This window comes from Luteibacter yeojuensis (assembly GCF_011742875.1).
GTDB lineage: Bacteria > Pseudomonadota > Gammaproteobacteria > Xanthomonadales > Rhodanobacteraceae > Luteibacter > Luteibacter yeojuensis.
Genome location: NZ_JAAQTL010000001.1, coordinates 2,980,973 through 3,005,048, shown reverse-complemented (window position 1 = coordinate 3,005,048; position 24,076 = coordinate 2,980,973). Strand labels below are relative to the sequence as shown.

25 protein-coding genes are annotated in these 24,076 nt (G+C 66.7%); 19 read left to right on the top strand and 6 right to left on the bottom strand.

Annotated features, from left to right (window positions below):
• Positions 1 to 45: 45 nt before the first annotated feature.
• A complete protein-coding gene (locus HBF32_RS13615) occupies positions 46 to 1,872 on the bottom strand; it encodes an FAD-binding oxidoreductase (RefSeq protein WP_166700136.1) in 1,827 nt (608 codons plus the stop codon).
• Between the two features lie 187 nt (positions 1,873 to 2,059).
• Between HBF32_RS13615 and HBF32_RS13610 the strand changes: the two genes are divergently transcribed.
• Positions 2,060 to 3,133, top strand: coding sequence for an NAD(P)H-dependent flavin oxidoreductase (locus tag HBF32_RS13610; RefSeq protein ID WP_166700135.1), 1,074 nt, complete (start codon positions 2,060 to 2,062; stop codon positions 3,131 to 3,133).
• A 127-nt stretch (positions 3,134 to 3,260) separates the two neighbouring features.
• Here the strand turns inward: HBF32_RS13610 and HBF32_RS13605 are convergent, their stop codons facing one another.
• On the bottom strand, positions 3,261 to 4,028 hold the full coding sequence (locus HBF32_RS13605) for a glycosyltransferase family 2 protein (RefSeq protein ID WP_166700134.1): 768 nt from the start codon (positions 4,026 to 4,028) through the stop codon (positions 3,261 to 3,263).
• Between the two features lie 78 nt (positions 4,029 to 4,106).
• On the opposite strand from HBF32_RS13605, the gene HBF32_RS13600 reads away from it, so the two are divergent.
• The 4 genes from HBF32_RS13600 to HBF32_RS13585 all read left to right on the top strand — a co-directional run bounded on the left by HBF32_RS13600 (position 4,107) and on the right by HBF32_RS13585 (position 9,341).
• Positions 4,107 to 5,141: a CDP-glycerol glycerophosphotransferase family protein gene (locus tag HBF32_RS13600; protein ID WP_166700133.1), complete on the top strand. Its 1,035-nt coding sequence runs from the start codon at positions 4,107 to 4,109 to the stop codon at positions 5,139 to 5,141.
• A 192-nt stretch (positions 5,142 to 5,333) separates the two neighbouring features.
• Positions 5,334 to 7,433, top strand: coding sequence for a TonB-dependent siderophore receptor (locus HBF32_RS13595; protein WP_166700132.1), 2,100 nt, complete (start codon positions 5,334 to 5,336; stop codon positions 7,431 to 7,433).
• A 162-nt stretch (positions 7,434 to 7,595) separates the two neighbouring features.
• Positions 7,596 to 8,585, top strand: coding sequence for a glycoside hydrolase family 43 protein (locus HBF32_RS13590; protein WP_166700131.1), 990 nt, complete (start codon positions 7,596 to 7,598; stop codon positions 8,583 to 8,585).
• 171 nt (positions 8,586 to 8,756) lie between these two features.
• The gene (locus HBF32_RS13585) at positions 8,757 to 9,341 is read left to right on the top strand and encodes a TetR/AcrR family transcriptional regulator (RefSeq protein WP_166700130.1); all 585 of its coding nucleotides are present in this window, start codon (positions 8,757 to 8,759) and stop codon (positions 9,339 to 9,341) included.
• Here the strand turns inward: HBF32_RS13585 and HBF32_RS13580 are convergent, their stop codons facing one another.
• The gene (locus HBF32_RS13580) at positions 9,342 to 10,259 is read right to left on the bottom strand and encodes a patatin-like phospholipase family protein (protein WP_166700129.1); all 918 of its coding nucleotides are present in this window, start codon (positions 10,257 to 10,259) and stop codon (positions 9,342 to 9,344) included. It lies immediately after the preceding gene.
• 106 nt (positions 10,260 to 10,365) lie between these two features.
• Positions 10,366 to 11,391: a class 1 fructose-bisphosphatase gene (locus HBF32_RS13575; protein WP_166700128.1), complete on the bottom strand. Its 1,026-nt coding sequence runs from the start codon at positions 11,389 to 11,391 to the stop codon at positions 10,366 to 10,368.
• A 386-nt stretch (positions 11,392 to 11,777) separates the two neighbouring features.
• Between HBF32_RS13575 and HBF32_RS13570 the strand changes: the two genes are divergently transcribed.
• From HBF32_RS13570 to HBF32_RS13545, 6 genes are all read left to right on the top strand, one after another.
• Entirely contained in the window at positions 11,778 to 12,419 is a 642-nt protein-coding gene (locus HBF32_RS13570; protein WP_166700127.1) for a glutathione S-transferase family protein, read from the top strand.
• 69 nt (positions 12,420 to 12,488) lie between these two features.
• Positions 12,489 to 13,193, top strand: a complete 705-nt coding sequence (locus tag HBF32_RS13565) for a helix-turn-helix transcriptional regulator (protein ID WP_166700126.1) — start codon at positions 12,489 to 12,491, stop codon at positions 13,191 to 13,193.
• 170 nt (positions 13,194 to 13,363) lie between these two features.
• The gene (locus tag HBF32_RS13560; protein WP_240147836.1) at positions 13,364 to 15,091 is read left to right on the top strand and encodes a DUF885 domain-containing protein; all 1,728 of its coding nucleotides are present in this window, start codon (positions 13,364 to 13,366) and stop codon (positions 15,089 to 15,091) included.
• A 128-nt stretch (positions 15,092 to 15,219) separates the two neighbouring features.
• Positions 15,220 to 15,621 (top strand): MbcA/ParS/Xre antitoxin family protein, encoded by a 402-nt coding sequence (locus tag HBF32_RS13555; protein WP_166700124.1) that lies wholly within the window; start codon positions 15,220 to 15,222, stop codon positions 15,619 to 15,621.
• Positions 15,618 to 16,319 carry an RES family NAD+ phosphorylase gene (locus tag HBF32_RS13550; protein ID WP_166700123.1) on the top strand — a complete coding sequence of 234 codons (702 nt, stop codon included), beginning with the start codon at positions 15,618 to 15,620 and terminating at the stop codon, positions 16,317 to 16,319. Before HBF32_RS13555 ends, HBF32_RS13550 begins: the two co-directional genes overlap by 4 nt.
• Positions 16,320 to 16,337: 18 nt before the next feature.
• A complete protein-coding gene (locus HBF32_RS13545; RefSeq protein ID WP_166700122.1) occupies positions 16,338 to 17,045 on the top strand; it encodes an SGNH/GDSL hydrolase family protein in 708 nt (235 codons plus the stop codon).
• A 293-nt stretch (positions 17,046 to 17,338) separates the two neighbouring features.
• On the opposite strand, the gene HBF32_RS13540 is transcribed toward HBF32_RS13545, so the two are convergent.
• Positions 17,339 to 17,587: a hypothetical protein gene (locus HBF32_RS13540; RefSeq protein WP_166700121.1), complete on the bottom strand. Its 249-nt coding sequence runs from the start codon at positions 17,585 to 17,587 to the stop codon at positions 17,339 to 17,341.
• Positions 17,588 to 17,658: 71 nt separating this feature from the next.
• Positions 17,659 to 18,546, bottom strand: a complete 888-nt coding sequence (phhA, locus tag HBF32_RS13535; RefSeq protein WP_166700120.1) for a phenylalanine 4-monooxygenase — start codon at positions 18,544 to 18,546, stop codon at positions 17,659 to 17,661.
• Between the two features lie 135 nt (positions 18,547 to 18,681).
• Between phhA and HBF32_RS13530 the strand changes: the two genes are divergently transcribed.
• The 8 genes from HBF32_RS13530 (at position 18,682) to HBF32_RS13495 (ending at position 24,074) form a co-directional block, all read left to right on the top strand.
• Complete coding sequence (locus tag HBF32_RS13530; protein WP_166700557.1) at positions 18,682 to 19,167, top strand: Lrp/AsnC ligand binding domain-containing protein; 486 nt, start codon at positions 18,682 to 18,684, stop codon at positions 19,165 to 19,167.
• Between the two features lie 105 nt (positions 19,168 to 19,272).
• Positions 19,273 to 20,073, top strand: a complete 801-nt coding sequence (locus HBF32_RS13525; protein WP_166700119.1) for a lysophospholipid acyltransferase family protein — start codon at positions 19,273 to 19,275, stop codon at positions 20,071 to 20,073.
• Positions 20,070 to 21,071 carry a YheT family hydrolase gene (locus tag HBF32_RS13520; protein ID WP_166700118.1) on the top strand — a complete coding sequence of 334 codons (1,002 nt, stop codon included), beginning with the start codon at positions 20,070 to 20,072 and terminating at the stop codon, positions 21,069 to 21,071. Before HBF32_RS13525 ends, HBF32_RS13520 begins: the two co-directional genes overlap by 4 nt.
• A 34-nt stretch (positions 21,072 to 21,105) precedes the next feature.
• Complete coding sequence (locus HBF32_RS13515; protein WP_166700117.1) at positions 21,106 to 22,197, top strand: PQQ-dependent sugar dehydrogenase; 1,092 nt, start codon at positions 21,106 to 21,108, stop codon at positions 22,195 to 22,197.
• 13 nt (positions 22,198 to 22,210) lie between these two features.
• The gene (locus tag HBF32_RS13510) at positions 22,211 to 22,837 is read left to right on the top strand and encodes a YbhB/YbcL family Raf kinase inhibitor-like protein (RefSeq protein WP_166700116.1); all 627 of its coding nucleotides are present in this window, start codon (positions 22,211 to 22,213) and stop codon (positions 22,835 to 22,837) included.
• Between the two features lie 115 nt (positions 22,838 to 22,952).
• Positions 22,953 to 23,111 (top strand): DUF1328 domain-containing protein, encoded by a 159-nt coding sequence (locus HBF32_RS13505; protein WP_166700115.1) that lies wholly within the window; start codon positions 22,953 to 22,955, stop codon positions 23,109 to 23,111.
• Between the two features lie 66 nt (positions 23,112 to 23,177).
• Positions 23,178 to 23,567 carry a DUF883 family protein gene (locus HBF32_RS13500; protein WP_166700114.1) on the top strand — a complete coding sequence of 130 codons (390 nt, stop codon included), beginning with the start codon at positions 23,178 to 23,180 and terminating at the stop codon, positions 23,565 to 23,567.
• A gap of 24 nt (positions 23,568 to 23,591) precedes the next feature.
• Positions 23,592 to 24,074 (top strand): ABC transporter ATP-binding protein, encoded by a 483-nt coding sequence (locus HBF32_RS13495; protein ID WP_240147835.1) that lies wholly within the window; start codon positions 23,592 to 23,594, stop codon positions 24,072 to 24,074.
• Positions 24,075 to 24,076: the final 2 nt, after the last annotated feature.

Sequence of the window (24,076 nt, the reverse complement as noted above, 5' to 3'; positions counted from 1 at the left end):
TCTTGCGATACGACCGCAAGATTGACCTCGCCGCTATAGCGGCTCCTACAGGGGCGACGGGCGGTCGAGTCGGCTGAAACCATCCGCGCTCCAGCTTTCGCTACCCACGCCATGGTGGACGATGAACAGGCCGTCGGGATCGTACCGGCGTTTCGCAGCCGCGAGGCGCCGGTAGTTCGAACCCCAGAACGCTTCCTGCCAGTCGCGCTGGAAGTAGTCGCTCTCGGAGACATAAGCGCCGGCATTCGGCACGACTTTCGTGAGCCGTTCATAAGACGCCTTGACGCGTGCGGCACCGCTTCGTGCGCGGTCGGCATCGATGTGCGTGCCGAGGCCTTCGTAGGCCGGGTCGCCCGCATTGCCGATGATCGCGAGGGCGAAACCGTCGAGCACGGCGGGATGGGTTGCCGTGTCCTTGCTCGCGGCGAGTGCCTCCGCCGGCGCGCCGAACAAGCCCTTGTTGAAGTGCAGTTCGACGTCCATGTGCCCGGCGGCGTCGCAGATGGCGTTGGCGAGGGTGTCGCGGTCGCCGTCGTGGAGCAGGCGCGAAGGCAGCCAGGCGGACGCATAACCATGGATGAACCAGCCGACCTGCCCCTGGTCGCCTTTCCAGAAGATGTGGTCCCGCGGCGCGCCGTCGCGCGCGTCGGCAACGACGAGGTCCGGCGCGTGTTCGCGGAAGAAGTCCGCGTCCCAGAAGTGCCGGGCCGGCATCGCGATCGCCTGCAACGGTTTGACGAAGGTATACGCGGGACGGGCGTTCACCCAGGCGACGAAGGGTGCCCACACGGCTTCGGCCGCCGCGCGGTCCAGCCCCTGGAACACCATGGATACCTGCATCGTGCGCTCGCCGCGGAAGCCGATCTGCTCGCCCCAGCGCGGATTGCACAGGGCGTCGCGGTAGAAACGCAGCGCCTCCGCGGCCAGCGCGCGGTAGGCCGCGTCGGAGTCCGCCCGGATCGCGCCGAACACCGCGCCGAAAGTGTCGGGAAGATCGTGGGTGCGCAAGGTGAGGCGGGTGACGATGCCCACGCAGCCGCCGCCACCGCCCTTCAACGCCCAGAACAACTCGGGATCGCGATAGGCATTCGTCACGCGGATACGCCCGTCGGCGGTCACGACTTCGGCCTCGAGCAGGTTCGACGCCGCGGTACCGAAGCGTTTCGAGAAACTGCCGAACCCGCCGCCGGTGACGAGACCGGCCACGCCCACCGTTGAACAACCGCCGCCCTGCACATAGCGCCCGCCACGGGTAGTGACTTCATCGTAGGCATCGATCCACATGGCGCCGGCGCCCACATGCGCGGCCGGGACCGGCGTCGTTCCCGCCGGAGCACCGTGCGGGACGAAGCCGTCGAGCATCGCCACCTTGTTCATCCGCCGTGTCCAGACGAGCAGCGAGTCCGGGGCGTTGGATGTGCCCTGGTAGCTGTGCCCGCCGCCTTTGACGACCAGGCGTACCCCGTGCCGGCGAGCGAAATCCACTGCGGCGGCGACGTCTTCGGCGCTTTCGGCGGCAAGCGCCCAGGCGCTCGGACGCGAATCCCAGGCATGGAAATAGCCGCTGGTCTGGGTGAGCGCGGCCTGGTCGCCGATGTAATAGGGGTTCTTCAACTGCGCCATCGCCTCGGCGCGGGTGGCGCCGTCGCCCAGGAACGGCGACCGCGGCACCGACAACCGGCCGCCCACCTGCCGGTTCAGCGCCCGCCATTGGGCATCGCCCGGCCACCCCGCCATCCCCGGACGCACCCGCGTTCGCGTCGGCAGGGGAGCCGGCAAACCGTCCGGCGCCGCCAGCACGGTATCCACCCGCAGGGCGAGGGGCAGGAGGGGCAGGGCGAGGACGTTCTTGAGGAGGGTGCGGCGGTTCATGGGAAACCTCGTCGTCGGGATGGCTCATCCTGTGGCTCGGACGCCGCCGCTGTCTTCCGCCGAGGGAGCAAAACCGGGTCCCCGGGGACGAACGGTGGACCCAAGGGATCGGATGGCGCCCAACACCCACCCAACGATTGCCCCGTTATGCTTGGCGTGTCCCCCGATATCCCCACCGGTGAGAGCCATGGCCGCCTGGACCGACCGCCGCATCCTCGATCTCCTCTCGATCGAACAACCCCTGCTGCTCGCGCCGATGGCCGGTGCGGGGCTGGCGCCGCTCGCGATCGCGGTGGCCGACGCCGGCGGCCTTGGCGCGATTCCGTGTTCTTCGATCAGCGTGGAAACGGCCACGGCCGAAGTGGTCGCCTTCCGGGGCGCGGTGGACGGGCCGATCAACCTCAACTTCTTCGCTCACCGGCCGGAAACGCCCACGGCGGAGGCCTCGGCGCGCTGGCTGGAGCGGTTGGCTCCCTATTTCGAGGAATTCGGCGTCGATCCGGCCGACCTGCCGCCGGCCGGTGGCCGTGCGCCGTTCGACGACGCCATGTGCGCCATGGTCGAATCGCTGCGACCTGAAGTGGTGAGCTTCCACTTCGGCTTGCCCGAGGAGGGCCTGTTGTCCCGGGTGAAGGCCACGGGAGCGGTGGTGGTCTCCTCGGCGACCACCGTGGCCGAAGGCCGCTGGCTGGCCGAGCGCGGTTGCGATGCCGTCATCGCGCAGGGTTACGAGGCGGGCGGCCACCGCGGCAATTTCCTCACCGACGACATGGACACCCAGCCGGGCACCATGGCCCTGGTGCCGCAGCTGGTCGATGCGCTGCACGTACCCGTGATCGCGGCGGGCGGCATCGCCGACGGACGCGGCATGGCGGCGGCACTGTGCCTCGGCGCGTCGGCGGTGCAGGTAGGAAGCGCGTACCTGCTCGCGGACGAAGCCACGAATGTGGCAGTGCATCGACAGGCCATTCGCGAAGCGCGCGACGACAACACCGCGATCACCAATGTCCTCACCGGTCGTCCCGCGCGTGGCGTGCTCAACCGCGTGATGCGCGAACTGGGTCCCCTCTCCCGCGACGCGCTGCCGTTCCCGCTCGCCGGCGGTCCGCTCGGACCGCTGCGCAAGATCGCGGAAGCCCGTGGCAGCGGCGACTTCCAGCCGCTCTGGGCAGGACAGGCGGCGGCGCTGGCGCGCGAAACCTCGGCCACGGCCATCACGCGCGACATCGTGGAAGTGGCGGCGCGGCTTCTGCGAGTCTGAGGCGGGGCCTCGCCGCTACAGGTCCCTGCAGAAAAGGCTTGCGGACTCGCCTCGCGTTGCAGGAGCGACGGTCGTTGTAGGAGCCGCTATAGCGGCGAGCCGCGGCAGCGGGCAATCCTGTGAAGCGTCAGGCCTTCTGGCCGTGTTGCAGCAACCACAGCTTCACGTACTTGCGCCGCACGTATTCCACCCGCAGCAGCGCGTAGACGATGCCGCGCCATCCGTCGAGGAACCCGGCGCGCAGCACATAACCGCGAAAGAACCGCCACATCGGGCTCGCCACGATCTGCGCCAGCGTGGCGCGCTTGCCCGCGGCGAATTCCTCGGTGGCCATCATGTGCGCGTAGCGTTCCTGTTTCGCCATCAACTCCGACAGCGAGCGGTACGGATAATGGTCGAGGAAGCCGGGAAGCATCCGCACCTCGCCGTCGACGCTCACCGACTCGTGGATCTCGCGCGGTCCGCGCCAGCCGCCGTGGCGGCGATCGAACAGGCGCAGCACCTTGTCGGCACCGGCGTTGCCGTGGCGCATGAAGCGCCCGAAAAAGTCGTTCCGCCGGTAGAAACGATAACCGGGTGCGTCGAACCCCTTGTCGAACGCTTTCTCGATGGCTTCCCGCAGCTCGGCACCGACGCGCTCGTCCGCGTCCAGGCAGAGCACCCAGTCGTTCTTCGCCTGGGCCACCGCGAAGGCCTTCTGGCTGCGGAAGCCGTCGAAGGGGCGAGCGATCACGCGGGCACCGGCTTCCCCGGCGATGGCGACCGTGTCGTCGGTGGAGCCGCCGTCCACCACGACCATGTCGTCGCAGAAAGGGGCCGCGGACGCCAGGCAGTCCCGGATGCGATCGGCCTCGTTCTGGGTGATCACGCAAAGGGAAATGGGCCGTCGGGTCATCGGGATGCGGTGTCGGGTAACGAGCCGTCATAATGCCACGTCGTTAACTGCGGAGTGCCGCCCTTGCCCGCGTGCCTGATGTTCGCCACCGAGTCGTACGGCTTGCCTATCCTGCGTCCACTGGCCGCGGCGGCGCGCGCTCGCGGCATCGACGTGGGCTGGATCGTGCCGGCCGCGGTGGCGGGACAGCTGGCTCCGGACGAACACCGCGTGCGCAGCTTGCGCGAGGCGCGGGCGCTGCGACCCGAGGCCACGTATTGCGCGGCGAACTGGGTGTCGCCCGCGTTGCCGGGGATCAAGGTGCAGGTGTTCCACGGTTTCAACGCGCAGAAGCGCGAGCCGGACCGCGGGCACTTCGCCATTCGCGGCTTCTTCGACCTTTACGTGACCCAGGGCCCGGCCACCACGCGTCCGTTCGAGGCGCTGGCTCGCGAGCACGGCTACTTCGCCGTGGTCGAAACCGGCTGGCCCAAGCTCGACCCGCTGTTCGGACCGCCGTCGGCGTCCATGGCCGACCTGCCGCCGCGCGACGGACGCCCGGTGGTCATGTATGCATCCACCTTCAGCCATCGTCTCAGCAGTGCGCCCGCGATGCTGGAGCCGTTGCGCGCGATGATCGCGCGTGGCGACCGGCAGTGGCTCCTGACCCTGCATCCGAAGTGCGACGGCGAGCTGTTCGATGCCTATCGCGGCCTCCAGGCACCGAATGCGCGGTTCTACACGTCCGACCGCCTCATGGACATGGAACGCGCCGCGGACGTGCTCGTCTGCGACACGTCTTCCGTCGTGCACGAGTTCGCGGTGATGGGCAAACCGGTGGTGACGGTCGCCAACCGCGTGCCGCAGCCTTTCATGCTCGACGTGGCGTCTCCCACCGATGTCGACGCCGCCATCGATCGCGCCCTCTCGCATCCCCCCGAGTTGATGGCGGCCATCCGTGCGCACGGCGACGACATCCATCCCTATCGCGACGGCCATTCGAGCGAGCGCGTGCTGGATGCGGCGGAAGCCTTCCAGCGCGGCGAGTTCGGTGTATTGAAACGCAAGCCGCTGAACCTGGTGCGGCGGTTCAGGGCGCTTCGCGACATCGGCACCCTCCTGGACCTGCGCTGACCCAACGCCGATTCCCACAGAACATGCGCGATATCTGCCGAGTCGCCTTCCCATAGCCTCACCGGATCACCGGGTCCCGCCGGGATATTGCGCTAAACATCGATCTGTCCCATCATCGGAATGAGAGTCATTCGCAATGACGGCCTTGGCCTCCCCCGCGATTCCCGGGAAGGCAGGGCCTGGGGGAAGTCCATGATCCTGAGTAGAAAAATCCTGTCCCTGCTCGTCGCAGGGATATCGGCCCCGCTCGCCGCCCAGCAGGCGTTGCCCGCCGGGACACCGGGCGGGAAGGCCGTGCAACTGGCCCCGATCGACGTCCGTGGCCAGCGACCCGACGAGGGTTATGCGCGTACCGATGCCTCGGGCGCGACCAAGACGGACACGCCGATCCTCGAGACGCCGCAAGCCATCTCCGTCATCTCGGCCACGCAGATGCTCGACCAGGGTGTGCTCACGGTGCAGGATGCGCTGCGCTATTCGGCCGGTGTGCGTGCCGATGCCTATGGTGTGGACAGTCGCGGCGACGACGCATTCGTCCGCGGCACCTCGTTCACGCAATACCTCGATGGCTTGCGCCAGTATTTCGGCTACTCCTACGCCCGCACCGAGCCGTATTTCCTCGACCATGTCGAAATCGTGCGCGGCCCTTCGTCGGTGCTGTATGGCCAGGGCACCACCGGTGGCCTCATCGCGCTATCTTCGAAGCTGCCGCAGTTCGTTGCGTCGCACGAAGTGGAAGCGCAGGTGGGCAATTCCGCGCGAAAACAGGTGGCTTTCGACGTCACCGGGCCGGTGGACAGCGCAGGGCACTGGGCTTACCGGCTCATCGGCGTATACCGCGATTCGGATTCGCAGATCGACCACGTTCCGGACGATCGCAAGGCCATCGTGCCGGCGATCACATGGGCGCCGGACGAGGACACGCGGTGGACCCTTCTGGCGAACCTGCAGTTCGACCGCAACGGCACTTCGCTGAACTTCCTGCCGCACGCGGGGACGCTGCTCCCGAATCCCAACGGCCGCATCGATACGCGACGCTTCGTGAGCGAGCCGGGCTTCGATCGCTACGACACGGACCAGCGCTCGCTTACATCCCTGTTCGAGCATCGTTTCGACGATACGTGGACGTTCGTACAGAACATGCGCTACTCGCACGATAACGTGGACTACCGTACGCTCTATCCCGACGTCTACGCGAATCCGGCGTACCCGTTCCTGGACGACAGCCAGCGTACCGTGGCGCGTTACAGCTATATCGCGATCGACCGGCACAAACGTTTCGTCACCGATACGCATGCCGAGGCGGATTTCGACTTCGCCTCCATGCGTCATCGCCTGCTCATGGGTCTGGATGTCGGTTACTCGCACACCGACAGCCGGCGGGGCAACGGTTATGACGACGTGCCTTTCGATCTGTACTCGCCCGCCTACGGCAACGGATTCGTGGCGCCGGACGTCTTCCCGGTCGCTTCCAGCCGTACGCGACAGACCGGCGTGTACGTGCAGGACCAGGTCGACTGGGGCGACCGCTGGATCGCTACCGTCGGTCTGCGCCACGACCGCGCCACGCTGACCACCGGCGGCGACCGTTCGGTGGACAATGCGACCACCTCGCGCTTCGGCCTGATGTACCGCTTCGATAACGGCCTCGTGCCGTACCTCAGCTACACGGAGTCGTTCCAGCCGCTGGACAGCCTGGACTTCTACAACCGTCCCTACGAGCCGCTGCGCGGGAAGCAGTACGAAGCAGGCCTGAAGTACCAGCCGGCAGGTTCGTCGACGCTACTGACGGCGACCTACTACGACCTGCGCGAGGAGAACCGCCTCGCCCCCGATCCGGAGAATCCACTCAACCAGATCCAGGCGGGCAGGGCGAAGACGAAGGGCGTGGAACTGGAAGCCTCGACACGCCTCGCATCGCACCTCGATCTGATCGGCACGTACACCTGGACGAAGGCACGACCCGACGACGGCACCCTCGTCGCCGGCCTACCGAAGCAGCAGGGCTCCCTCTGGGGTGTCTACCACGCGAGCGGCGCGGAGAACGACGGCTTCAGCTTCGGCATCGGTGCGCGCTACATCGGCGTCAACTACGACGAGACCGGCGAACTGAAGGTGCCGGAGAAGACGCTGTTCGATGCGATGGTCGCCTATGTGCAGGGACCGTGGCGTTTCTCCGTGAACGCCGCGAACCTCACCGACCAGGCATACAATGCCAGCTGCCTGTCGCGCGGCGACTGCTTCTACGGCCCTCGCCGCAGCATCGTGGGCACGGCACGTTATCGGTTCTAGAAGACCCGCATCGTCGTCCCTGCGAAGGCAGGAACCCAGCGACTTCCCGGCGCGCATGGAGTCACCGGGTTCCTGTCTTCGCAGGAACGACGGGCAGTGGAGTGGCATTCGGACGTCCGGAGCCGGTAGGATCTAAAGTCCGACAAATGCTGGGGGTGGAAGATGGGATTTCGCAAGCGGGTGGGGCGCGCGCTGCTGGCGGCGCTGCTGCCGATGGCCGCACTGACCGCGCCGGCGACGGCCTTCGCCAGTAATCCCGTCTTCCCCGGCTGGTATGCCGATCCCGAGGCGGCGATCTTCGACGACACCTACTGGATCTATCCCACCACCTCGCTGGCCTACGCGAAGCAGACGGGGTTCGACGCGTTCTCGTCGCCGGACCTCGTGCACTGGACGAAGCACGCCAACGTGCTTGCCATCCACGATATTCCCTGGGCGAAGAAAGCCCTCTGGGCGCCCGCCGTGGTGGAGAACGGCGGCAAGTACTATTTCTTCTTCGCCGCCAACGATATCCAGAGCGACAAGGAGCTCGGGGGCATTGGCGTCGCCGTGGCCGACAAGCCGGACGGTCCGTACAAGGACATGCTCGGCAAGCCGCTCATCGACGCTTTCCACAACGGCGCGCAGCCCATCGACCAGTTCGTGTTCCATGACGACGACGGCACCTGGTACATGATCTACGGCGGCTGGAAGCACGCGAACATCGTGAAGCTGAAGCCCGACTTCACCGGTGTCGAGCCGATGGCCGATGGCACGGTCTACAAGGAGATCACGCCAGCGCCGCAATACGTCGAAGGCCCGCTGATGTTCAAGCGCCATGGCAAGTACTACTTCATGTGGTCCGAGGGCGGCTGGACCGGACCCGACTATTCGGTGGCCTATGCCATCGGCGATTCGCCCATGGGTCCGTTCAAGCGCATCGGCAAGATCCTCCAGCAGGATCCTGAGGTCGCCACCGGGGCGGGCCACAACTCCGTGTTCCATGTGAAGAAGGACGATGCCTGGTACATCGTCTACCACCGTCATCCGCTGGGCGACACGAACGGCAACCATCGCCAGACCTCGATCGAGCACATGTACTTCGACAAGGACGGGAAGATCCTCCCCGTGAAGATCACCAAGGAAGGCGTGGGAGCCCACCCCCTGCGCTGAGATCAGTCCATCGCCACGATCACCTTGAAACCCATATGGAAATGCACCCGACGATAGCCTAGGCAACTATTCCATCCATGCCTTACAGCCCGTGACACCCGACATTTCAACGCGCAAGGATTGGCTACAATCGAAGCCGGGCAGGACCATTCCTGTGGGAGTGAGGGCAGTATGCGGTACGAGAAGGGCCATAAAGAACAGACGCGGCAGAAGATCGTCGAGGCGGCGTCGCAGCGTTTTCGCGCGGACGGCATCGACGGCGTCGGTGTGGTGAGCCTCATGGGCGAGGTGGGTCTCACCCAGGGCGGTTTCTATAACCATTTCGGTTCGAAGGAAGACCTGGTCCGCGAAAGCGTGATCGCGGGTGCCGGGTGTGCCATCAAGCGCCTCACGGCGAAGGTGGCGGCGTCGCGCGGCGAGGGCTATCGCGCCTTGATCAACGGTTACCTGTCGGTGGAGCATCGCGACCAGCCGGAAACCGGATGCGTTGCCGCGGCGCTGTCGGCCGAGATGGCGCGCCGTCCGGTGGAAACGAAGACCGCTTTCACCGACGGCTATGCGGAGATGGTCGAGCTGATCGCCTCGACGCTGCCCGCCGCTGTTCGCGGCAAGCGCCGCCGCTCGCTGGCCATGGCGGTATTCGCGTCGCTGGTGGGTTCGATGTCGCTGGCGCGTGCGGTGGCCGACGACGACCTCTCCGACGAGATCCTCGCGCTCGGCCGCTCCGCCGCTCTGGAACTGGTCGAGGCGGGCTGATCACTTCGCGGCGGGCTGGCCCATCGCGGCGGTTTTCTCGGCGATCTTCGCCTTGATGGCGGGGATCGCGGCAAGCGCCGCGCGCTCGCCTTCCAGGATGGCCACGTTCTTCTGGTCGAAGTCCGTGGGGCCGATCTGGCCCACCTTCGGCCGGATGACGATATCGGCGCGCTCCAGTTCCTGTTCCGCCAGCTTGCGGCCCATGATGGTGATCGACTGGCCGACGATGCCGACCATGCTGTCCGGATTACTCCCGTTCGGGCGCGCCGAAATGTCCACCGCGATGACGATGTCCGCGCCCAGCCGGCGTACCGCGTCCACCGGCACCGGGCTGACCACGCCGCCGTCGACGAAATGCTTGCCGGCGATGTCGACGGGCTCGAACACACCCGGAATACTGCTCGAGGCACGCACGGCCTGGCCCGTATTGCCGCGCACGAACACGGCGCGCTCGCCATTCTCCAGTTCGGTGGCCACGGCGGCGAAGGGCATCCGCAGCTTCTCGATGGGAGCGCCCTTCACCCGTTCGTTGACGTAGTCCTGCAGCTTCTGCCCCTGCACCAGTCCACCCGAGAAAAGGCGCACGTCGCGGATGCTCGCTTCGTCGAGCGCGAACGCCCGTTCCTGCAGCGCGAACGCATCCATGCCGCTGGCGTAGAGCGCTCCCACCACGCTACCGGCGCTGGTACCGGAAACCGCATCGGGATGGATGCCGCTGGCTTCGAGCATCTTGATGACGCCGATATGGGCGAAGCCTTTTGCCGCGCCACCGCCAAGCGCCAGACCGATGCGCGGCTTCGCCGCCAGCACGGGCAGGGCGGTATCGGGGCGTGTGTCCGGCTTGCTTCCGCCGAAGCAACCGCCGAGCAGCGCGGCGAACAACAGAGGCAGCCAGGAGCGAGGGCGAGGAAGGCGCATAAGGAGGGGATGAGAGGGCGGCTGCGGGATCATCGGGCCTCTGCGCGGCGGAGGCATGGCGCGTTCATGGCGTAACCCGGGCGGGGTATCGCCCGGGCCGGATCTTTCAAGTCCGGGTTTCGTCGGCTTCGAGGTGGTAGCGGGTGACGACCTCGATCTCGTTCTTCGAGCCGAGGAACACCGGGACGCGCTGATGCAGGGCGGTGGGCTGGAGTTCCATGAGCCGCTCGCGACCCGTGGTGGCGGCTCCGCCGGCCTGTTCGACGATGAAGGCCATCGGGTTGGCCTCGTACATCAGGCGCAGCTTCCCGGTGCCACCCTTGGCGGTGATCTTGGCGTCGAGCGGATAGATGAAGACGCCGCCGCGGGTGATGATGCGATGCACGTCCGCCACCATCGAGGCGACCCAGCGCATGTTGAAGTCGCGGCCGCGCGGGCCGGTGGTGCCGGCCAGCAGTTCGTCGATATAGCGTTGCATCGGCGCTTCCCAGTGGCGCTGGTTCGACATGTTGATGGCGAACTCGCCGGTTTCGGCGGGAATGGCGATGTCGCGGCGGGTGAGCACGAAGCTGCCGTGCTCGCGGTCAAGGGTGAACTCGTGGACGCCGTGGCCGAAGGTGAGCACAAGCAACGTGCTGGGTCCATAGACCACATAGCCCGCCGCCACCTGCTCGGTACCGGGCTGGAGAAAGTCGGCCACCTTCGGTTCGGTGACGCCGTCCGGGCAGCGCAGCACGGAGAAGATCGTGCCGACCGAAACGTTCACGTCGATGTTCGACGAACCGTCGAGCGGGTCGAACAACAACAGGTGGTTACCCTTCGGGTAGGCGTCGGGGATGGGCTGCGGGTCGTCCATCTCCTCCGAGGCGCAGGCCGCGAGGTGGCCGCCCCAGGCGTTGGCTTCCAGCAGGATCTCGTTGGAGATCACGTCGAGCTTCTTCTGCGCCTCGCCCTGCACGTTTTCCGACCCGGCATTGCCGAGCACGCCGCCGAGCGCGCCCTTGCCGGTGGCGACGGAAATGCGCTTGCAGGCGCGAGCCACGACCTCGATCAGAAGGCTGAGCTGGGCGTTGATATGCCCGGCGCGCTTCTCTTCGATCAGGAACTGGATCAGGGAAATCGGTTTCGTCATCGGGCGGGACTCTGGCGCGAAAGCCTGCATTGTCCGGGTCGGGGGTGACCAGCGCCAGAGGTGGGACGGCCGCTTCATCGCCTCGTGGGCTTCTCGCCGCCATGGCGGCTCCCACCATCGTTGTCTGCTGACAGTACGGTGTCAGCAGCCCCCACGCAGACTTTCCCCTCGAGCAACGGGGAGGTCACCTGCATGAACAGTTTCCTTGAGCGACTCGCCGCGCTGTACGCCCCGGTAGGCCGGCGCGGCCGGCTGATGGACGGCCGGTTCCTGTGGGAGCCGCATCAGTGGCGATCCCGCGGCGGCGGGCAAGCCCGCCGCGAGCACCCATCGCCGCTAAAGCGGCTCCCACAAAAGCAAGCCTCCCTTTCGACAAGGACCCTCGCATGAACACCCCGCACCGGATCAAGTTCCACCACGCACCGAACAGCCGCTCGGGCAGCACGTTGATGCTCCTGGAAGAACTGGGCGCGCAGTACGACATGCACGTGATGGACCTCAGCAGGGGCGAGCAGCGCCAGCCCGGCTACATGAAGGTCAATCCGATGGGCAAGGTGCCCGCGATCGAGCACCTGGGCGGCCTGGTGACGGAACGCCCGGCGATCTTCACCTACCTGGCCGACCTCTATCCGGCCGCCGGTCTTGCGCCGGCGCTGGACAGCCCCTTGCGTGGCCCGTACCTGCGCTGGCTGGCCTTCTACGGTTCCTGCTTCGAACCCGCCGTGATGGACCGCTTCATGAAGCACGAGCCGGGTCCTCCGTCGACGTGTCCCTATGGCGATTTCGACACGGTCATGGACCTCATCGAAGCGCAGCTCTCGCCGGGTCCGTGGCTCCTCGGCGAGCACTTCACCGCCGCCGACATCCTCTGGGCGAACGCGCTGGACTGGACGATGAAGTTCGGTATCGTTCCCCGCCGCGATGCGTTCGAGGGCTACGTCGCCCGGCTCATGGTGCGCCCGGCCATCGTCCGTGCCGCGATCCAGGACGAGGCGCTGGCCCGCGCGCAGACGCTGGCCGCCGCCTGAGCCCCCGGCGATGCACGCCCGTGACCTTCATCGCTTCCCGTGCCGCGCGCGGGAGGCGATGATTCGGGCATGCGCCGCGCCGATCGACTTTTCCTCATCATCAACGCCCTGCGCGGGCGGCGCACCGCGCTGCCCGCGCGCCAGCTGGCGAGCACCCTCGAGGTCTCGCTGCGCACGGTCTACCGCGACGTGGCGGACCTCCAGCTCTCCGGCGTGCCCATCGAAGGCGAGGCCGGCGTGGGATACCTCCTGCGCAAGGGCTCGGACATTCCGCCGCTGATGTTCTCCGCCGACGAACTGGAAGCACTGGTGGCCGGCACGCGTTTCGTGCGGGCCTTCGCGGGCGAGCGGTTGGCACGCGAGGCACAGGCCGCGCTGATCAAGATCGAGGCCGTGCTGCCGCCCGAGCTGCGGGAGAAGGCGGCGCAGTCGCGGATCTTCGCCCCGATCTGGCGCGATCCGTTCCAGAATCACATCGCCATGATGCTGGACCGCCTGCACGAGGCGGTGCTGGCGCGTCGCGTGCTCTGCCTCGACTACAAGGACGCCGAGGGCCGAAGCAGCACGCGCGAGGTGGAGCCGCTGTGCCTTTCCTTCTGGGGCGGCGCCTGGACCCTCGGCACATGGTGCCGGCACCGCCAGGCCTTCCGCAATTTCCGCCCGGACCGCATCGCCGATTGCCGCGACGCCGGCGAAACCTTCCCCGACATGCCGGGCCGCAACCTCGAGGCGTACCTCGAGACGATGCGCGGCCATTACGCCGGCCTGGAATGACCTGTCCCGCTTCCTGTAGGAGCCGCTATAGCGGCGAGGAAACCTCGCGACGCATCCGCAAGATGGCTCTCGCCGCTATAGCGGCTCCTACAGGAAGCCATCCCGCACGGTAGGTGAATCCACGACGGGATGCGATGATCGGGAATCTCGTCCCCATCAACGGAGCCCGCATGTCCCCCTGGATCCGAGCCATCGCCTTCGCCGGCCTTTTCGCCGGCGCCGCACAGGCCGCCACCACGCCCGACGACACCTTCCGCGCCATCTACACGAAGGAATGGGCATGGCGAAACGGCCAGGCCGGGATCCTCACCTCGGGCGAGGCGCAGCCGGGCGACGGCCGGCTCGACACGGTGGATGCGGCGAACCAGGCCAGGCGCCTGGCCTACTGGAACGACGTGCTGGCGCAGCTCGACGGCATCGACACGAAGCACCTGAGCGCCAAGGCGCGCGTCGATTACGCGGTATACCGCGCGCAGATCGGCAACCTCGCCGCGTCGCAGCGCTTCGAGCAGTGGCAGATGCCGTTCAATAGCGACTCCGCCTTCTGGTCCGACATCGGATACGTATTGCACGGCGACGACCTCCGCACGCGCGAGGATTACCGCCACTACGTGGACCGCCTGCACCAGATCCCCGCCTACATGGACCAGGAAATCGCGAACATGCGGCTGGGCCTGGCGCGCGGGTTCACCGTGCCGCGCGCGGTGCTCGACGGTCGCGACGTCTCGATCGCGGCGGTGGCCGCGCTGAAGAATCCGGAAGACAGCGCGCTGTACAAGCCGTTCAAGACGATGCCGAATAACCTGCCGGCGTCCGATGCGGACGCACTGCGGAAGGAAGCGCGCGAGGCCATCGCCGATGGCGTGATCCCCGCTTACGGCCGCCTGCTCACCTTCTTCCGTAACGAATACCTGCCCAAGGCGCGCACGACGCTGGCGGCGGAGTCATTGCCCGACGGCAAGGCCTACTACCGTCAGCAGATCCGCGAATACACCACGCTCGACCTGTCGCCCGACGAGATCCACGCCATCGGCCTGCGCGAAGTGGACCGCATCCACCAGGCGATGCTGGAGACGATGAAGGAAACAGGCTTCAAGGGCGATTTCCCCGCCTTCCTCGCGTTCCTGCGCAAGGATCCGCAGTTCTACGCGAAGACGCCCGACGAACTGCTCATGCGTACGGCATGGGTGGCCAAGCAGGTGGACGCGAAGCTGGGCAAATACTTCGGCCTCCTCCCGCGCCAGCGCTTCGCCATCGAGCCGGTGCCGGCCGATATCGCGCCGTATTACACCTCGGGCCGCGGTGGTGCGGACGTCTATCTGGTGAACACTTACGACCTGCCGTCGCGTCCGCTCTTCAACATGCCCGCGCTCACCTTGCACGAATCGATGCCCGGCCACGCATTGCAGCTGGCGTTGTCGGCCGAGCAGCGTGGCCTGCCGGGGTTCCGGCGCGACGGCTACATCTCCGCCTATGGCGAGGGCTGGGCGCTGTATTCGGAATACCTCGGCAACGAGATGGGCATTTACCACACGCCCTACGAGCGCTTCGGGTACCTCACCTACCAGATGTGGCGCGCGTGCCGCCTCGTGGTCGATACCGGCATCCACCACCTTGGCTGGACGCGCCAGCAGGCCATCGACTACCTCACGCGGAACACCGCGCTGAGCGACCGCGAGATCGCCAACGAGGTCGACCGCTACATCAGCTGGCCGGGCCAGGCGCTGTCGTACGAACTCGGCTACCTGAAGATCCGTGAGCTGCGTGAGCGGGCGGAACGGCAACTGGGCGAGAAGTTCGACCTGCGCGCCTTCCACGACACGGTGCTGGCCCTGGGCTCGGTGCCGCTGCCGGTGCTGGAGCAGCACGTCGACGCCTGGATCGCCTCCAGGAAATAAAACTCGGCTCCCGCACAAAGCCCGGCCGCTTGCAGGGGAACACAGGATCTCTCACAGCAAGAGCGGCGGTACAGCATTTTCTCCACCAGTGGAGTACACTGCGTCACAACTCCATAGGTGAAGCGACGATGCAGCCCGCCATCCATGCCGAACCGATCCACCTCGCCGACGTCGGCGGCCCGGCGCTCAGGGCCTTTTTCGCCCTCGCCGAGCGCTGGAAGCTCCGGCCCGCCGAGCAGCGCACCCTGCTCGGCGAGCCGCCGGAGTCCACCTACTTCAAATGGAAGAAGCAGCAGGATGGCACTCCGTCGCGCGACGTGATCGAGCGGATCAGCTACCTGCTGGGCATCTGGAAGGACCTCCAGATCCTGTTCCCCGACGCCGCCCAGGCCGATGCCTGGGTGCGCAAGCCCAATGACGCGCCGCTCTTCGGCGGCCGCTCCGCGCTGGACCGGATGCTCTCCGGCAACGTCGCCGACCTCTACGTCGTCCGCCAGTACCTGGACGCCCAGCGCGGCTGGAACGGATGAGCGCGGCGCCGCCGCTCCGCCGCATCCGCTGGAGTCACGCCTATCGGATCGTGTCGAGCCGCTTCCCGCCCGTGGGCCTGTTCGACCGCATCGCCGATCCGAAGGACATCGACGCCGTGATGTCGATCGAATCCATGACGAACCCGCGCCTGCGCGAGGAAATGGGCGCGCTCCGCCTCGTCCCGCCGGACCGGCGCGTGTCGGGACCGGGCACCTCGCCGATCATGGCCGCGTTTACCCATATCGCGCCGGACGGCAGCCGCTTCAGCGACGGCCACTGGGGGGTGTTCTACGCGGCCCACAGCGTGTCCACCGCCATCGAGGAAACGGTGTTCCACCGCGAGGCTTTCCTGGCCGCCACCCGCGAACCGCCGACCGACGTACAAGTACGCTGCTACAAGACCGCCATCGCGGGCCGCTTCCACGACATCCGCGGTGGCTGGGGGGCCGAGCACGATCCGGACTCCTATGCCGCCAGCGTCAGACTGGCGCGGACGCTGCGCGAGCAGGGCTCCAACGGCATCGTCTACGACAGCGCCCGTCATGCCGGCGGCGAATGCGTCGCGGCGTTCTACCCTGACCTGGTCGCGCCCTGCATCCAGGCGGAGCACTTCATCTATCGCTGGAACGGCACCCGGATCGAAGCCGTACTGAAGGTAACTCCCGTCGAACGGCAGGGTTTACCCCAACGGACATAAGGGGTTACGGTGGGCCGGATGAAAAAGCTCACGCTCCTCCTCACCTTGTTCGTCTTCTCCTTCGGCGCGCACGCCAAGGGTCCCGACCACAGCCAGTGGGAACACGACATCCAGGCCTTCGAGGCCGCGGACAAGGCATCGCCGCCGCCGGCCAACGCCGTGCTCTTCATCGGCAGCTCCTCCATCCGCATGTGGAAGACGCTCGCGGAGGATTTCCCCAACTACCGCACGATCAATCGTGGCTTCGGGGGGTCCGACCTCGACGACAGCACGGCTTTCGCCGACCGCATCGTGGCGCCGTACCATCCGGTGGCGATCGTGGTCTACGCCGGCGACAACGACCTGCAGAACGGCGACACGCCCGAACAGGTGCGCGACGATTTCGCTGCCTTCGTGGCCAAGGCGCGCCAGGACCAGCCCGACCTGCCGATCGCCTTCATCTCGATCAAGCCGAGCATCGCCCGGCTGGCGCTGCTGCCGAACATCGAGCGCGCGAACAAGCTGGTCCGCGACTGGTCGATGGGGCAGAAGGGCGTAGCGTTCCTCGACGTGGCGCCGGCGATGCTCGATGCGCAGGGTCAGCCCAAGCGCAGCCTCTTCCTCGAGGACGGTCTGCACATGAATGCGACCGGCTACGCGCTGTGGGTTGCGCAGGTCCGTCCGTGGCTGGCCGACCACGCGCAGGCCGCCGAAGTTAAACGGGAACCAAATGCTGCGATGCAGTGAGACGGGAACTTCACGGGTTCGGCCTTATCTAAGTATTCGATCGCCGAGAGGCGACCTGTTGGCAAGCGACGCGATCTTTCGAGTCGGTTGTCCCGGGTCCCGCTATTTCCCCTGATAGCCTGGACCCGACGCGAACCCCGGCAGCTCCTCCCCTGGCTGCCGGGGTTTTATTTTGCCCGGCGCCGGCCTGCTCCGTAGGAGCCGCTATAGCGGCGAGAAGCCCACGGAGCCACGAAGCGGCGGGGCAAGACCCCCTCGCCGCCATGGCGGCTCTTACACACTACGGGGCCGGATCAGGCGTGCTGCACCCGCGACATATACGGCCGGATGGACGTGTCGAACGCACGCCACACGCCATCGTTGCCCTGGATGTTCAGTACGATGTCGGAGGCCGCGTTGGCGGCCTCGATCCGGCGGGCTTCGTTGAGCGCACATTCCAGCGCGTCGTCGCGCGAGCAGAACTCGCCGATCTCGCATTCGTTCTTCTGCAGAAGCCAGAGGCCCGGACCGACGGACTCGAACGGAATATCGAAGACGACCACGATGAACCCACCCTGTTCTGAACGGAAGTGGGCCCATCCTAGGGAGCCCATCGTTAGGCCTCCGTTGAGTTTCAGTTGTCTCCGCCCGAGGCGAAGCCTTCGCGCGTGCCGCGCTGGTACACCGTGTCCGTCGGAAGCACGTCCGCCGCCGCGACCGGGGTGCCCTGGGCCAGCTTCGCGTAGATCGGCGTGAAGTCCGGGCGGGTCGCCTCGAACAGCTGTTCGAAGTTGTCGATCACGAAGTAGGTCTGCTGGTAGGTGTCGATCCGGTACTTCGTGTTCATCACGCGCTCGAGGTCGAAACCGATGCGGTTCGGGGCCGGGGAGTCGATGGAGTAGATCGACTCGCCCTTGGAGCTGACGATGCCGGCGCCATAGATGCGCAGGCCCTTGTCGGTCCGGATAAGGCCGAATTCCACGGTGTACCAGTAGAGGCGGGTGAGGTTCATCAGCGCCTCCGGCCCGATCGCATGGGCCTTCATGCCGCCCTTGCCGTAAGCCTGCATGTAGTCGGCGAACACGGGATTGAGCAGCAGGGGCACATGGCCGAACAGGTCGTGGAACAGGTCCGGCTCCGAGAGATAGTCCAGTTGATCCGGCTTGCGGATCCACCAGCTCACCGGGAAACGCCGGTTGGCGAGATGGTCGAAGAAGACCTCGTCGGGGAGGAGGCCCTCGACGGCCACCAACTCCCAACCCGTCGCCTTGCCAAGCACCTTGTTCAGGTCGGCGAAGCGCGGAATACCGCCATCCCCCAGGCCGAAACGCTCGACGCCGTCGAGGAACTCCTGGCACGCGTAGGCGGGCAGCAGCTCGCGCTGGCGGCGGTACAGGGTGTCCCAGACCTCATGGTCGGTCTTCGAATAGCTCGCCCACGGTTGCTCCACCGTGCCGGTCGCATAGACGGGCACGTATCCGCGGTCGGTCTGCTGGTGTTCGACGCGGCGGGGGGTGTCCATGGCGGGCCTCCTTCGGGGTTGCGGGAGTGGTCTCTAAGCAACAGCTTAGCCAAGGATGTACGCAATAGGTTTGCAATGTTGCGTAGACGTGGGCTTATTGAGCAATAATCAGCCGAATCTCATTAAGTGAGCGCCATAATCGTGCAAATCAATCTCGATCGCACCGACCTGCGCATCCTCGCCGCCCTCCAGGCCAACGGCCGCATGAGCAACGCCGAACTCGCCGCGGAGGTGAACCTGTCGCCCTCGGCGTGCCTCCGCCGCGTGCAGAAGCTGGAGGCGGACGGGGTGATCGCCGGTTATGGCGCCCGGCTCGAGCCTCGCGCGCTCGGCCTGGGCCTCCAGGCCTTCGTCCGCGTGCAGTTGTCCCGCCACGCATCCGAAGCCATCGATGCCTTCACGGAGCGGGTGGCCGGGTGGGAGGAGGTGATTTCCTGCTACGCCCTGACCGGCGACATGGATTACCTGCTCCAGGTCTACGTGGCGGACCTGGACGGCTTCTCGCGCTTCCTGCTCGATCGCCTGCTCAATGCCTCGGGTGTCGCCGATGTGAACACCAGTTTCGTCCTGCGCACGGTCAAGGCCTCGACCGCCCTCCCTTTGGGAAACGTCCGTTCCTAGCCGCCTCCCCCGGAGGCTGAAGGGGGCGCAAAAACCCTGCGTTCGGAGAATAAAGGCAGGTTCCCCTAGCGGCATGAAGCGCCCGTCGTTAATCTTGTGCGCTCGATGGAAGCCGCCACCGCCAATCCGACGTCCCGCGACCGCCTGCGTCCGCTGCGCTATCTGTGGCGGGTGCCGCTGTTGCTGCTCCACGTGCTGTTCGGCATCGTGATCTGCGCCCTCGTGCTCAGCTGGGCGGGGGGCGTGATGAAGAACGGCCGCGAGCCCCTGGCTCACCGCACCATCCGCATGTGGTCCACCCTGCTGCTGCGGGTCTTCGGTTTCCGCAGCCGGCGCTTCGGCCAGCCGCTGCCGGACCCCGTGCTCTTCGTGGCCAATCACACCTCGTGGCTGGATATCGAGCTGCTCCATTCGCAACGCGCCGCCTGCTTCGTCGCCAAGGCGGAGATCGCGAACTGGCCCCTGGTCGGCTGGATGGCCTCGCGCGGCGGCACCATCTTCCATCGCCGCGGCAACAACCATTCGCTGTCGTCGGTCATGGCCGCCATGGTGGAGCGCCTGCGCGAAGGCCGCTCCGTGGCAGTGTTCCCGGAGGGCGGCACCGGCCACAACGGGGTGCTGCGCGTATTCCATGCGCGCATCTTCCAGGCGGCCCTCGACGCGGAGGTGCCGGTGCAGCCGGTGGCCCTGCGTTTCGCCCGCCATGGCCGCCGTGTCGTGGATGCCGGCTTCCGCGAAGGCGAAAGCTTCATGGGCAATTTCGTGCGCCTGCTTGGCGAGCCGCCGCTCGACGTGGAGGTGCACTTCCTCGAGCCCGTGCCGGTGTCGCTCGAAGGGCGCCGCCGCATGGCGGAGGCTTCGCGCGAACGCATCGCGCTGGCCCTGGATACCGATACGCCGGCATGAACCTGCCGATGGGTTCCGACTTCCAGCCGCCGTGGCCGCTGCGCAGCGGCCATATCCAGACGATGCTGTCGTCCAGCGGCATCCGCCGCCGCCTGCTGCCCCGCCGGGCGCATCGCGTGCAGGAAAACGCGCAGGAAGTCCTGGTCGATGTCGGTCACGGCGATCGCCTGAGCGGGCGCTTCACCGCCCAGCGCACCGGCCGGGAGTCGCGCGGGCTCGCCATCCTGTTCCACGGCTGGGAAGGCAGTGTCGACTCCACTTATGTATTGCAGACGGGTAGCCGGCTCCTCGAGGAAGGCTGGGACATCTTCCGCCTCAACTTCCGCGACCACGGCGACAGCCACGGCCTGAACGAAGCGCTGTTCCACTCCTGCCGCATCGACGAGGTCGTGGCGGCGATGGGCGAGATCGCGCGCATGTTCCCCGCGAGGGCCATCGGCGTCGCCGGCTTTTCGCTCGGCGGCAACTTCGCGCTGCGCGCCGGCATGCTGGCCCCGTCGCTGGGCGTGCCGGTCGACTACGTGCTGGCGGTGTGCCCGATCGTCGATCCCAGCGAAGGCCTGTTCTCGCTGGAGAGCGAGGCGCCCTGGTTCTACCAGGCCTACTTCATGCAGAAATGGCGCCGCTCGCTGCGCCTGAAGCAGCAGGCCTTCCCGCACCAGACCTACTTCGAGCTGGACGAACTGCGCCAGAACATGCGCGACCTGACCCGTTCGCTGGTGCTTCGCCATACGGACTTCGGTTCGCTCGAGGCTTACCTCGACGGCTACTCCGTCGCCGGCGACCGGTTGATGGACCTGCACCTGCCGGCCACCATCCTCACCTCGCGCGACGATCCCGTCATCCCGGTCGCGGCGTTCGACCAGCTGCGCGTGCCGCCGAACGTCGAACTGGACATCGCGACCTACGGCGGCCACTGCGGTTTCATTCGCGATTACGGCATGACCAGCTTCACCGACGACTACATCGCAGCGCGATTCGACGCCATCACCCGCTGAACCTGGCGGGCCCCCACCCTCAAGGAGTCCGTCCATGCGTAGTGCTTTCGTTCTCGCCCTCGCTCTCCTCGCCCCTTCCGCCTTCGCCGCCACGCCGGACATGGCCTCGCTGAAGGTTCCTCCCGGGTTCCACATCGCCGTCTGGACCGACCAGGTGCCCAACGCGCGCGAAATGGCGCTCGGCGCGAAGAACACGGTTTTCGTCGGCTCGAACGATGCCGGCAAGGTTTACGCCGTCAGCTACGCGCCGGACGGTTCCGTCGAGAAAGTGCGGACGCTGGCCACCGGATTGAAGCTTCCCGTCGGCGTCGCCTTCCACGGGGGCGACCTTTATGTGTCGGCCGTGAGCCGGATCTACGTGCTGCGCGACATCGAGAACCACCTCGACGCGCCGCCGAAGCCGGAAGTGATCACCGACAAGCTGCATACCGAGACGGCGCACGGCTGGAAGTTCATCGCGTTCGGTCCGGACGGCAAGCTTTACGTTCCCGTCGGCGCACCCTGCAACATCTGCGACCGCGGCGACGAGGGCTTCGCACAGATGCTGCGCATGAATCCGGACGGCAGCGGCGTGGAAACCGTGGCGAGGGGCATCCGCAACAGCGTGGGTTTCGACTGGCGGCCGACCGACAAGACGCTGTGGTTCACCGACAACGGCCGCGACATGCTGGGCGACGACGTGCCCAACGACGAGCTCAACCACGTCACGAAGGCCGGCGAGCACTTCGGCTACCCGTACTGCCACCAGGGCGACACCCTCGATCCGGAATTCGGCAAGGGCAAGGACTGCAAGGACTACACGCCGCCCGTGCTGAAATTGGGCCCTCACGTCGCCGCACTGGGCCTGCGTTTCTACAACGGCAAGCAGTTCCCCGCCGCCTGGCACGGGGCCCTCATCGTCGCCGAGCACGGTTCGTGGAACCGGTCGGCGAAATCCGGGTACCGGGTGATGACCGTGCGCCTCAACGGCAACAAGGTGGTGAGCTACGAGCCGCTCGTGGAAGGTTTCCTCAAGGATGAAGAGGTGTCCGGGCGCCCGGCGGACGTGCAGCCGCTGCCCGACGGCAGCCTGCTGGTGAGCGATGACGACAATGGCGCCATCTATCGCGTGACCTACAAGAAATAAGAAGGAGACACCCATGCGCCTCAAGAGCGACAGCTTCGAGAACGGCAAAGCGATTCCGGCCAAATTCGCGTTCATGGAACCGGGCGACGAGCACATCAAGCCCGCCGGCAACATGACGCCGCACCTGGCCTGGACCGAAGTGCCGGCCACGGCGGCATCCTTCGTCATCGCGGTGATCGACACCGATGTGCCGTCGAAGCCGGACGACGTCAACGTGGAGGGCCGCGAGGTCCGCCGCGACCTGCCGCGCGTGGAGTTCGTCCACTGGCTGATGGCCAACATCCCGGTGGAATGCCGCGAGCTGGGCGAGGGCGCCTGCGGCGAGGGCATCGTGCCCCGCGGTAAAGAGGATCCGGTGGGCCCGCCGGGATCGGTACAGGGCCTCAACGACTATACGGGGTGGTTCAAGGGCGACCGCGACATGGAAGGGCACTACCACGGCTACGATGGCCCGTGCCCACCGTGGAACGACACCATCAAGCATCATTATCATTTCCACGTGTATGCGCTGGACGTGCCGAGGGTGGCACTGGAAAAGGGGTTCTCGCTGGCCGAGCTCCGCGATGTCATGAAAGGCCATGTGGTCGACGAGGCCGTCATCACCGGCACGTACTCGCTCAACCCCAAGGTCAAGGCGTGACGGCGCGGTGAAGGCGGCAGGCTGAACGAGTATTGAGCGGCGGGGGACGGCTTCACGCGGCTTGCGCGGGGCGCGGGATTTTAATGGTGCCGCGCCACTCCACGGAGAACCTACCATGCTGCACTACGCACTCGTCTTCCTCGTCATCGCGATCATCGCCGCCGTGTTCGGCTTCGGCGGTATCGCGGGCACGGCAGCCGGCATCGCGAAGATCCTGTTCGTCGTCTTCCTGATCCTGGCCATCATTTCGTTCTTCCGGGGTCGCAGCGTTTAGCGGCCCGTGACCCCGGCGTCACCTTTCTTGGCATAACGTGTCAGACCCCGTACCGGAGAGAAGTCCATGAACAAGCCCGCCGACCATGTCGCCAACGCCGCGACCGCCGCCGCGAACACCGTTTCGGCCGCCGAGCGCATCGACGCACGCGCCGAGCGAGTGAAGCAGGCCACCTCCGACGCCGTCGAACGCACGAAGGACGCGGTCGACCGGGCGGCGGACCGGGTCGAGGACAGCTTGCACACCGCCACCGACAAGGCCGCCCACGGCGCCACCCGCGCCGCCGAGAAGGCCGAGGAAGTGAAGATGCGGGGCAAGGAGGTCTACGACGAGGCCGTGGACAAGACCAACGACTGGCTGGACACCGCACGCGAATACGTGAGGGAGAAACCGGTACAGTCGATCGCGCTGGCGCTCGCCGCCGGCTGGCTGGCTGGCCGCATCCTGCGTAACTGATCCATCACCCCAAGGGGTTGGCGCATGCTGGACGACGGTCCCTCGGGGCGACAGAACGTGGATGATCCGATGCCCGGAGAGGGCGGTGCCGCGGACGGGGCGAAGCCTGCGGCACCGTCGTGGCTGGACGACGTCCGCCGCCTGGGTGCGGGGCTCAAGGACCTCTTCGCCGCGCAGCTGAAGCTGCTCTCGGCCGAACTGGGCCTGGCGCGGAGCGGCATCGTCCTGATGCTGTTCATGGGCCTGGCCGCCATCGTCTTCGCCGTGGCACTCGGCTTCACCCTGCTGGCGCTGGCCGGATGGGGGCTGGCGCAATGGTTCGGTTCGTGGGCGTGGGCGCTCACCGTGCTGGCAGGACTCCAGCTGCTGTTGCTGGTCGGCGCCATCCTCGTCTTCCGCCGCGCCATGCACTGGCTTACCCTCCCCGCCACGCGCGCGGAGGTCGCCGCGCTGGCCCGGGAAGCGGGACAGCGGGGCAAGGCGGAAGGCGAACAGGCGGGGGAGTAGCG

Excerpts from the sequence above, each read along its gene's own strand:
- HBF32_RS13615 (WP_166700136.1), bottom strand. The coding sequence starts at position 1,872 with ATGAACCGCCGCACCCTCCTCAAGAACGTCCTCGCCCTGCCCCTCCTG.
- HBF32_RS13610 (WP_166700135.1), top strand. The coding sequence starts at position 2,060 with ATGGCCGCCTGGACCGACCGCCGCATCCTCGATCTCCTCTCGATCGAA.
- HBF32_RS13605 (WP_166700134.1), bottom strand. The coding sequence starts at position 4,028 with ATGACCCGACGGCCCATTTCCCTTTGCGTGATCACCCAGAACGAGGCC.
- HBF32_RS13600 (WP_166700133.1), top strand. The coding sequence starts at position 4,107 with ATGTTCGCCACCGAGTCGTACGGCTTGCCTATCCTGCGTCCACTGGCC.
- HBF32_RS13595 (WP_166700132.1), top strand. The coding sequence starts at position 5,334 with ATGATCCTGAGTAGAAAAATCCTGTCCCTGCTCGTCGCAGGGATATCG.
- HBF32_RS13590 (WP_166700131.1), top strand. The coding sequence starts at position 7,596 with ATGGGATTTCGCAAGCGGGTGGGGCGCGCGCTGCTGGCGGCGCTGCTG.
- HBF32_RS13585 (WP_166700130.1), top strand. The coding sequence starts at position 8,757 with ATGCGGTACGAGAAGGGCCATAAAGAACAGACGCGGCAGAAGATCGTC.
- HBF32_RS13580 (WP_166700129.1), bottom strand. The coding sequence starts at position 10,259 with ATGCGCCTTCCTCGCCCTCGCTCCTGGCTGCCTCTGTTGTTCGCCGCG.
- HBF32_RS13575 (WP_166700128.1), bottom strand. The coding sequence starts at position 11,391 with ATGACGAAACCGATTTCCCTGATCCAGTTCCTGATCGAAGAGAAGCGC.
- HBF32_RS13570 (WP_166700127.1), top strand. The coding sequence starts at position 11,778 with ATGAACACCCCGCACCGGATCAAGTTCCACCACGCACCGAACAGCCGC.
- HBF32_RS13565 (WP_166700126.1), top strand. The coding sequence starts at position 12,489 with ATGCGCCGCGCCGATCGACTTTTCCTCATCATCAACGCCCTGCGCGGG.
- HBF32_RS13560 (WP_240147836.1), top strand. The coding sequence starts at position 13,364 with ATGTCCCCCTGGATCCGAGCCATCGCCTTCGCCGGCCTTTTCGCCGGC.
- HBF32_RS13555 (WP_166700124.1), top strand. The coding sequence starts at position 15,220 with ATGCAGCCCGCCATCCATGCCGAACCGATCCACCTCGCCGACGTCGGC.
- HBF32_RS13550 (WP_166700123.1), top strand. The coding sequence starts at position 15,618 with ATGAGCGCGGCGCCGCCGCTCCGCCGCATCCGCTGGAGTCACGCCTAT.
- HBF32_RS13545 (WP_166700122.1), top strand. The coding sequence starts at position 16,338 with ATGAAAAAGCTCACGCTCCTCCTCACCTTGTTCGTCTTCTCCTTCGGC.
- phhA (WP_166700120.1), bottom strand. The coding sequence starts at position 18,546 with ATGGACACCCCCCGCCGCGTCGAACACCAGCAGACCGACCGCGGATAC.
- HBF32_RS13525 (WP_166700119.1), top strand. The coding sequence starts at position 19,273 with ATGGAAGCCGCCACCGCCAATCCGACGTCCCGCGACCGCCTGCGTCCG.
- HBF32_RS13520 (WP_166700118.1), top strand. The coding sequence starts at position 20,070 with ATGAACCTGCCGATGGGTTCCGACTTCCAGCCGCCGTGGCCGCTGCGC.
- HBF32_RS13515 (WP_166700117.1), top strand. The coding sequence starts at position 21,106 with ATGCGTAGTGCTTTCGTTCTCGCCCTCGCTCTCCTCGCCCCTTCCGCC.
- HBF32_RS13510 (WP_166700116.1), top strand. The coding sequence starts at position 22,211 with ATGCGCCTCAAGAGCGACAGCTTCGAGAACGGCAAAGCGATTCCGGCC.
- HBF32_RS13505 (WP_166700115.1), top strand. The coding sequence starts at position 22,953 with ATGCTGCACTACGCACTCGTCTTCCTCGTCATCGCGATCATCGCCGCC.
- HBF32_RS13500 (WP_166700114.1), top strand. The coding sequence starts at position 23,178 with ATGAACAAGCCCGCCGACCATGTCGCCAACGCCGCGACCGCCGCCGCG.
- HBF32_RS13495 (WP_240147835.1), top strand. The coding sequence starts at position 23,592 with ATGCTGGACGACGGTCCCTCGGGGCGACAGAACGTGGATGATCCGATG.